The organism is Streptomyces sp. H27-D2, from assembly GCF_035828615.1.
In the GTDB taxonomy this organism is placed as follows: Bacteria; Actinomycetota; Actinomycetes; order Streptomycetales; family Streptomycetaceae; genus Streptomyces.
Window position 1 is genome coordinate 43,697 of the sequence record NZ_JAYMZR010000054.1, and the last position, 7,576, is coordinate 51,272.

The window sequence follows — 7,576 nt, forward strand, 5'->3', positions numbered from 1 at the left end:
CTCCGCCGCGGGGAGGACGACGAGTGGCCGGGGCGCCGGTCGGCGCCACGGCCATCGGTCCTAGGTGACGCGCACGTAGTCGACGACGAGTTGTTGCGGGAACGTGGTGCTGCCGTTCGGGTCGCCGGGCCAATAGCCGCCGACGGCGAGGTTGAGAATCATGAAGAAGGGCTTGTTGAACACCCAGGCCCGGCCGCCGAGATCCGCCGGGGTGCGGCGCTGATAGACGTTGCCGTCGACCGACCAGGTCACGGAGTTCGGGGACCAGTCGATGGCGAAGGTGTGGAAGGCGTCGGCGAAGGCCTGGCCGTTGGGCAGCGTGTAGCCCGCTCCGATACCGCCGGAGCCGGAGTAGCCCGGACCGTGCAGGGTGCCGTGCACCGTCGACGGTTCGAAGCCGACGTTCTCCATGATGTCGATCTCGCCCGAGTTGGGCCATCCGACCTGGCCGATGTCGCCCCCGAGCATCCAGAAGGCCGGCCACATGCCCTGGCCGCGCGGGACCTTCATCCTGGCTTCCACCCGGCCGTAGGCCTGGGTGAACTTGCCGGCGGTGTTCAGCCGGGCCGAGGTGTACTCGCACCGGCCGTACCAGCACTGGTAGTTGCCCGGGTTGTCCTTGCGGGCCGTGATGACCAGGTCAAGCGGTCAGGAGTATCCGTACCGGGAGGCCTCTTTCACATCTTGATTTAAGAAGTGACCTCAAGAGGTGTCAAGGGTTTGGTATGGACCAGTTGTGGCAGGGGTGTGGTGGGGTGAGGTCGCGGTGCCCCTGGCCGACGGCGGGGCTTGCGGTGGCGCGGTCGCCGTGGTCCGGTGTCCGCCGACGCCCGCCGGCAACCGGCCGACACCGCAAAAGCAGGAGGACGCGCGCATGCGAAGTAGGTTCCTTTCCACTGCGGTGCGAACGTGGATACGCGTGCTCGCCGCACTGGCCATCGCGTTCGGTCTCATGACGGCGCCGGCTCACGGCAGCGAATAGAAGGAGAGCGCGGCGAACTTCAAGGTGATCGCCTTCTACGGCGGAACCTGGGACGCCGCCCATATCAATTTCGTGCAGGAGGCGAACCGCTGGTTCCCGCAAGTCGCGGACCAGAACAATTTCTCCTACACCTCGACGAATGACTGGAGTCGGCTGAACAGCGGCAATCTCAGCCAGTACCAAGTGGTCCTCTTTCTGGATGATTTTCCGCAGACCGCCGCTCAGCGCTCCGCATTCGAACAATATGTGCGGGGCGGCGGCGGGTGGATGGGATTCCACGTCTCCGCGTTCAACACCGATCCGCACAGCTGGGCCTGGTACCACAATGAGTTCCTGGGCACCGGCGCCTTCAAGTCCGACACCTGGGGGCCGACGGCGGTCACCCTGCGGACGGAGGACCGGAGCCACCCCTCGACCGGTCGGCTGCCGGCCACCTTCACCTCGTCGGTGAGCGAGTGGTACAGCTGGAACAGCGATCTTCGGAAAAATCCGAACATCAAGGTCCTGGCCTCCATCGACCAGTCGAGCTTCCCGGTGGGCACGGACCCGAACCAGACGTGGTACAGCGGTGACTACCCCATCATGTGGACCAACAAGAACTACCGGATGCTCTACGCGAACTTCGGCCACGACGCCATGAACTACGACACCAATACCGCGCTGTCGTCCACGTTCGAGAGCGAAATCCAGAATCGCTTCATCATCGACGGCCTGTTGTGGCTGGGCGGCTCCAGTATGCCCCCTCCGTCCGATTCACTCTCACCCACCGCGTGGTATAGCCTGGCCAATCGCGGTAACGGAAAATGTATTGACGCCCGGGGTGTGGCGTCCGCCAATGGGACCGCGATCCAGCAGTACGCCTGTAACAGCACGACGGCCCAGCAGTTCCAGTTCCAGCCGTCCGCCGGTGGATTCTCCCGGATGAACAATCGGAACAACAGCGCGCAGGTCGTCGATGTGACCAATCATTCCACCGGCGACAATGCCCCGTTGCAACTGTGGAGCTATGGCGGCGGCGGAAATCAGCAGTGGCAGGCGGTGTCGGAAGGGGCGGGCTACTACCACTTCGTCAACCGCCTCAGCGCCAAATGCCTCAGCGTTCCGGCCGCCTCGACGGCCGACGGCGTCCAGCTCGTGCAGCGTGTCTGTGACGGTTCATCCGACCAGGCGTTCCGGGCATCCGAACACTCTCCGGCGTGAAGTGAATGCGGGGGGCATTCGTTTCTTGAGCCGTCGCGTGCGCGGCAGCGGAATGGACGGGGGTCTCGCCAGGTGAAGGCCGGATCGCGGTTCCTGACCGAGCATGATCGGGCTTATGCTTCCCGCATGGCACAGAAGGTAGTAACCACCTACGTAGACGATCTGACCGGCGAAGAGTCGACGGAGATCTCGACCAGCACGATCCTGGTGAACGGGGCCGGTGTTGAGATCGACCTCACCCACGAGAACTATGACAAGCTTCTTGAGCTTCTGAATCCTTACCTCACCGCCGCGGGCGCGCGCAGGGTGCGCGGCGGCGTGGCCGCCAAGGGGAAGGCGCGCAAGGCGCCGACCACGGGCGAGAACACCGCTGATATCAGGGCCTGGGCGAAGGCGAACGGTCACGATGTGAACGACCGCGGCCGTGTGCCTGCCTCCGTCAAGGAAGCCTACGAAAAGGCCAATAAGTAACCAATTGGACCGGGGGTTCAGCTCCCGGAAGCTGAATTTTCCTACACGGCTGTGGCCCTGACACATCAAGTGTCGGGGCCACAGCCATGCGCGCGGCGGGGCGGCCGGGCAGCCCCGGCTTTCCCGGTCCACCGACGGCGCGGCTCCCGCGCGGCGGGTCGAATGGGGCCGTCCGCGATCGCGCCGCGGACCTGGCTGCCGTACTGGTCGGTGAATTGGACGGTGTCCCCCGTCGGTCCGCCAAGTGCCTTGATAGACGTGCTGTTTGTCGCCCCGCGTCGCGTCGAATGAGCCGTCCGGCGGCAATTCGATTTTCGCTTGCCGTACGGCTGATCGGTCCCGGAACCCTCCGCGCGCTATCCGCGACGCCGACGCAGAGGCCTACGTGCACGCGCGGGCACACGGACGCGCCCCCGCCACAGCACGGCCGCTCCGCCCACCAGCGCGAGCGCGGCTGCCGCGAGCGGCCACCGGCTGTGCCCCGTCGACGTATGGGACACCGACACCGACGCCGACTCCGGTTTCGCCGCCGCTCGCGGGGAAGCGCTACTGGGGGGGTGGTCGCCGGCGCGGCTGTCGCTCACCGCGGTGGTTGACCCGGTGGGCAGGGTGCCCACCGGAGTCGCCTTGCCCACGGCGGCGAAGCCCCAGTCCAGGAGTGAGCGGGCTTCCTCGTAGACGGCCTGCGGCCGGCCGGAGCGCGGGTCCATGACGGCCACCAGCACTTTTTGTCCGCCGCGGTTGGCCGTCACCACGAGGGTGTTGCCGGCTCTGCTCGTGTAGCCGTTCTTCACGCCGGTCAGGCCCCGGTAGCGGGCGACGCCGTCGGCGCCGGACAGCAACCGGTTGGTGTTCCGGATCCCGAAGGAGTTCCGCCCTCCGGCGGCGGGGAACCGAGCCGAGACGGTGGACGCGTACCGCGCGAAGTCGGCGTCGGCGAGCCCCGCGCGGGCGAAGACGCTCAGGTCGTGCGCCGAGGAGACCTGCCCCGGTGTGTCGTAGCCGTCGGGGGACTTGACGCGGGTGTCGTGGGCGCCGAGCCGGCGCGCCGTCGCCTGCATCTCGATGCTGGTCGCCCGCCAGCCGCCGTTCATCACGGCCAGAGTCCTGACGGCGTCGTTGCCGGAACTGAGGAAGACGCCGCGCCACAGGTCGGCGACCTGGTAGCGCTTGTACTTCTGCACGCCGACCAGGCTGCTGCCGGGCTTGATGCCCGTCAGCTCTTCAGAGGTCACTTCGTGTACGAGGTTCTGCGGGAATTTCGGCAGCACGGTGAGCGCGAAAAGGATCTTGAGGGTGCTGGCCGGGGCGAGCCGGCGGTGGGCGTTCTTGGCCGCGAGGACCTGCCCGGTGCGGGCGTCGGTGACCGCCCAGGCCTGGCCCGACAGTGCGCGGGGCAGCGCCGGGACGCCGCGAGTGGCCTGTACCTGCACGCCGGACCGGTCCAGCGAGTGCCCCCCGGCGCGGGGCTGCGGCTGGTTGTGCTGCGCGTCCTGGGCCTGCGCGACGGCGGTTGGGCAGCTGACTGCCAATCCGGCCATCACTACCGCCGCGCTCACTCGGACTCCAATGGACAAAAGTGCATCAAAGGGCATGCGCTCACGCTAAGGAGCGTCGTGGCGGGCTGCATTTCCAGGTACTCCAAGCAGACGTCTCCGCGCGCATTCGTGTCCGCCGCACTCAGTGCCGGGTGAGGGGTGATCAGCTCTCCTGACTGCTCCGGTCACGCGGATGCGCGCGTGCCGGCGGTGGGCGGGCCCCGCCGTGCCATGCCCCGGCCCGGCGGGGCCCGCTCACACCGCCGCCAGCACCTCGATCTCGACCCGGAACGCCGGGTTCACCAGGCCGCTGACCTGCACCAGCGAGCTGGCGGGCGGGGTGTCGGGCGAAATGTACTCGTCGCGCACCCGCCGCAGGGCCGCCAGATCGGCCAGATCCGTGAGGTAGTACGTCAGCTTGACGACCTGTCCCGTGCCCGCGCCGGCCGCGGCGAGGGTGGTTTCGAGGTTCTGGAAGACCTGCCTGGCCTGGGCCTCCGCGTCGTCCGGCCCGACCAGCCGCCCTTCCGCGTCCAGCGGCACCTGACCGGAGACCGCGACCATCCGGCCGGTGAACGCGACCGCATGGCTGTATCCATTGACCGGAGGCAGGCCGTCGGGCCGGAGGTAGTGCTGCTGCATGAGGTCCCCTGAAGTCGGTGCGTGCGGGCCCGGCTCAGTTCGCGGCGAGCCGGTGTCACGGCCCGAGCGTGCCGGACCGGCGCTGCCAGACTGTTCGGGGTGACGGCAGGGCCGTCCCAGGGGGCGGACGGCCGGCGGATGCGCCGACGCGGGCGCGGATCGAGCAGCCGACCAGGATGGGGCAGCCGCAGGCACCGTCCCACGTCGCCCACCTACGTGTCGTGGTCGAGCCCGCAGCCGCCCCTCTCCATGCACAGCTCCGTCCAGAAGCTCCCCGCCCCGGTCCACATCCGTGTCGGGAACCGGCTCCTCTCGTCTACCGTGACGGCCGGAACACCATGATCGGCCGGACTCCACGGCCGGACCGGGACTCCACGGACGAAGGAGCCAGCAGATGCCTCAGCCACCGAAGCTGCCGACCTACGAAGACGTACGCGACGCCGCCGTCCGCATCGCGCCGCACGCCCACCGCACCCCGGTGCTGAGCTCCCGCCTGATCAATGAACAGGTCGGCGCCGACGTGGTGTTCAAGTGCGAGAGCTTCCAGCGCATGGGGGCCTTCAAGTTCCGCGGCGCGTTCAACGCCCTGTCGCGGTTCACCGCTGAGCAGCGGCGCGCCGGCGTGGTCGCCTACTCCTCGGGCAACCACGCCCAGGCCGTCGCGCTGTCCGCCCGGCTGTTGGACATCCCGGCCACGATCGTCATGCCGTACGACGCGCCGGCCTCGAAGGTGGCCGCCACCAAGGGCTACGGCGGCCAGGTCGTCAGCTACGACCGCTACACCGAGGACAGCGAGGAGATCACTCGCACGCTGGCCGCTGACCGCGGGCTCACGCTGATTCCGCCGTACGATCACGCTGACGTGATCGCCGGCCAGGGCACCGTCGCCAAGGAACTGTTCGAAGAGGTCGGTGACCTCGACGCGCTGTTCGTGCCGCTGGGCGGCGGCGGGCTGCTGTCGGGCACGGCGCTGGCGGCGCGGGCGCTCTCGCCGGACTGCCGGCTCCACGGGGTCGAACCCGAAGCCGGCAACGACGGGCAGCAGTCCCTGAGCCAGGGAGCCATCGTGCGCATCGACACCCCGAAAACCATCGCCGACGGCGCGCAGACCCAGCACCTCGGCACCCGCACCTTCGAGATCATCCGCCGCGAGGTCACCGCGATCCACACCGCCACCGATGACGAACTCGTCGAAGCCATGCGGATGTTCGCCTCGCTCATGAAGCTGGTCGTCGAGCCCACCGGGTGTCTGGGCTTCGCCGCCGTGCGCAAGCTGAGCGCCCAGCTGCGCGGGCAGCGAGTCGGGGTGATCATCAGCGGCGGGAATATCGACCCGGCCCGCTTCGCGTCGCTGCTAGGTTGACGCGCATGTTCCTCCTCCACCGTGTCTAGGACCCCGCACTGACCGCACCCACCGGGCGCGGCACTTCGGCGCCCCGCACGTTCGCAGCGCCCTTGGTCCGCGCTGCCCTTTCGAGGAACATCGTCATGTCTTCGCCTTCGCGCGCCTCCTCCTATGCCCGTCTGCTTCGCCCTCGCGGCGGCCCCCGCACTGCTGTACGCGGCGGTGGCGACGGCGTCGGCCCGCACCGGGCCGCGTGCGGACGCGCCACAGCCGCTCGATCGCACCCCGACGCAACCATGACGCCGGCCGGCGGCGCCCGGCGTCCCACCCGCTCGACCCTCGCGTCCGAATCATCGGTCGGTACGACCCACCTGCGGCGGCTGCCCGCGCTCCCCGAACGCTGCACCCGGCCCACGCCCGCCGACCCCCGGACCCGATTCGACGTGTTCTGGAGCACGTTCGAGGAGAACTACCCGTTCTTCGCCGCCAAAGGCATCGACTGGCACGCCGTCCGGGCGCGCTACCGGCCGCTGGTCGGACCGCGCACCACGGACGCGGAACTGACGCGCGTCCTGACGGACATGATCCGCCCGCTGCACGACGCGCACACCGCACTCGTCGCGGGCGGCAAGGCCGTCTACTCCGGGCTGCGGCCGGGCACCACTCGCGGACACCCCCGAACTGCTCGCCCGGGTGGACGCGGCGCTGGCCCGACCCTGGGCCGGTTCACCCGCCCCGAACCGATCACGGTGAAACCCGCCCACGCACCCCGCTACCGGGGCCCGGCCGCCCTGCTCACCAGCGGGACGACGATCAGCGCCGGGGAGACCTTCACCCAGTCCCTGATGGCACGGACCCCCAAGGTCACCCGGATCGGCGGCAACACCCAGGGCGTCTTCTCCGATGTGCTGTTCAAACTCCTCCCCGGGGACGGCTGGGCCGTGGTGCTCCCCAACGAGGAGTACCTCGACCGGCACGGCAGGACGTACGACGGACCGGGCATCGCACCTGATGCCAGCACACCGGTGTTCACGGACGAGGAACTGGACCGGCACCAGGACTCGCCGCTGAACCGGGCCCGTCAGCTGCTGGGCGGCAAGGGGCGTTAGGGGAGTCGGAGCACGAGCGCGAGCGGCCGGCGGGTGGACCGCCCCCGGCCACTCGCGATCCGCTCCGCCCCGTCCGCCCGGCTGCTCACGAGCCGTACACATCCCGGCACATGCTGAGCAGCTCCCGCGGAATCCGCTTCTTGCCCAGCTCGCACACATACCCCGGGCGCACGGAGCCGCGACGCTGAGGAAGCGCGGGCACCGGCCGCCGCGCCGCCGGGCGGGGCGCGGGCCGCGCTGCCGGCCGCGGCCGGACAGAGGCCACCGGCCGTGGCGGTGGCCTCTGTCC

General features: G+C 69.2%; 6 protein-coding genes and 1 pseudogene. 4 read left to right on the forward strand and 3 right to left on the reverse strand.

Going from position 1 to position 7,576, the window contains the following annotated elements:
- Window positions 1-63: 63 nt before the first annotated feature.
- Window positions 64-639, reverse strand: a pseudogene (locus tag QMK28_RS20755) (glycoside hydrolase family 16 protein); the annotation flags it as partial.
- A 367-nt stretch (window positions 640-1,006) separates the two neighbouring features.
- On the opposite strand from QMK28_RS20755, the gene QMK28_RS20760 reads away from it, so the two are divergent.
- Window positions 1,007-2,182: a ThuA domain-containing protein gene (locus tag QMK28_RS20760; protein WP_443050779.1), complete on the forward strand. Its 1,176-nt coding sequence runs from the start codon at window positions 1,007-1,009 to the stop codon at window positions 2,180-2,182.
- A 126-nt stretch (window positions 2,183-2,308) separates the two neighbouring features.
- Window positions 2,309-2,653 carry a histone-like nucleoid-structuring protein Lsr2 gene (locus tag QMK28_RS20765; RefSeq protein WP_326440127.1) on the forward strand — a complete coding sequence of 115 codons (345 nt, stop codon included), beginning with the start codon at window positions 2,309-2,311 and terminating at the stop codon, window positions 2,651-2,653.
- Between the two features lie 356 nt (window positions 2,654-3,009).
- Here QMK28_RS20765 and QMK28_RS20770 read toward each other — a convergent pair whose 3' ends face one another.
- Both QMK28_RS20770 and QMK28_RS20775 read right to left on the reverse strand, forming a co-directional pair.
- Window positions 3,010-4,212, reverse strand: coding sequence for a D-alanyl-D-alanine carboxypeptidase family protein (locus QMK28_RS20770; protein WP_326440129.1), 1,203 nt, complete (start codon window positions 4,210-4,212; stop codon window positions 3,010-3,012).
- A 234-nt stretch (window positions 4,213-4,446) separates the two neighbouring features.
- Window positions 4,447-4,833, reverse strand: a complete 387-nt coding sequence (locus QMK28_RS20775) for a RidA family protein (protein WP_326440131.1) — start codon at window positions 4,831-4,833, stop codon at window positions 4,447-4,449.
- Window positions 4,834-5,227: 394 nt separating this feature from the next.
- Between QMK28_RS20775 and QMK28_RS20780 the strand changes: the two genes are divergently transcribed.
- Together QMK28_RS20780 and QMK28_RS20785 are read left to right on the forward strand one after the other, a co-directional pair.
- Window positions 5,228-6,196, forward strand: a complete 969-nt coding sequence (locus QMK28_RS20780; protein ID WP_326440133.1) for a threo-3-hydroxy-L-aspartate ammonia-lyase — start codon at window positions 5,228-5,230, stop codon at window positions 6,194-6,196.
- A 278-nt stretch (window positions 6,197-6,474) separates the two neighbouring features.
- Window positions 6,475-7,287 carry a S41 family peptidase gene (locus QMK28_RS20785; protein WP_326440135.1) on the forward strand — a complete coding sequence of 271 codons (813 nt, stop codon included), beginning with the start codon at window positions 6,475-6,477 and terminating at the stop codon, window positions 7,285-7,287.
- Window positions 7,288-7,576 lie beyond the last annotated feature (289 nt).

Excerpts from the sequence above, each read along its gene's own strand:
- QMK28_RS20775 (WP_326440131.1), bottom strand. The coding sequence starts at position 4,833 with ATGCAGCAGCACTACCTCCGGCCCGACGGCCTGCCTCCGGTCAATGGA.
- QMK28_RS20780 (WP_326440133.1), top strand. The coding sequence starts at position 5,228 with ATGCCTCAGCCACCGAAGCTGCCGACCTACGAAGACGTACGCGACGCC.
- QMK28_RS20785 (WP_326440135.1), top strand. The coding sequence starts at position 6,475 with ATGACGCCGGCCGGCGGCGCCCGGCGTCCCACCCGCTCGACCCTCGCG.
- QMK28_RS20765 (WP_326440127.1), top strand. The coding sequence starts at position 2,309 with ATGGCACAGAAGGTAGTAACCACCTACGTAGACGATCTGACCGGCGAA.